The organism is Paraburkholderia ginsengiterrae (assembly GCF_001645125.1).
Classification (GTDB): Bacteria; Pseudomonadota; Gammaproteobacteria; order Burkholderiales; family Burkholderiaceae; genus Paraburkholderia; species Paraburkholderia ginsengiterrae.
Genome location: NZ_LXKA01000070.1, coordinates 1 through 538 on the forward strand (window position 1 = coordinate 1; position 538 = coordinate 538).

1 protein-coding gene is annotated in these 538 nt (G+C 68.6%); it reads right to left on the minus strand.

Going from position 1 to position 538, the window contains the following annotated elements:
- Positions 1 to 148 (minus strand): transketolase C-terminal domain-containing protein (locus A6V37_RS39870; protein WP_425262269.1); only part of this gene is annotated, 148 nt, incomplete at its 3' end.
- Between the last annotated feature and the right edge of the window lie 390 nt (positions 149 to 538).

The window sequence follows — 538 nt, forward strand, 5'->3', positions numbered from 1 at the left end:
TCACCGTATGGTTCTCCGCGACGATCACCATGCGGCCCGTGCGCTTCGCTTCGCGCAGTATCGTGCCCGTATCGAGCGGCTTGCTGGTCGGAACCTGCAGCACGCCGATGCTGATGTTGTCTCCTGCCAGTTCACCCGCGACCTCCAGCTACTGCATCGTCATTCTTCCGGCCGCGCCTAGCAGTACGTCGTTGCCGTCGCTCCGCACCTCGGCTTTGCTGAGCTCGACGAGGTTGACGGTTTCGTCTGCCCCGGCGTTCTGTTCGCCCCTCACGACGCCCGCCATCCCTCTCTGCCTGCGCGCTGCCCGCTGCTCGCGGCCCGGCCTCTGCGCACACCCCGCCCCCTCAGCCTCTCCTACCCAGCGTCATTCCCGCGTCATCCCTGCCCGGCCAGCCCCGCCGCTCTCGCTCAGTCCCTCCACACCCTCCCACTCCGTGTGCCCACTGCCCGCCTTCTGCACCTCCTGCTCGCGCGCCCCCGTCACCTCCCACGCTCTCCCGTCGCCTCCCTCACCCTGCTCCTCGACCTCCCCCAT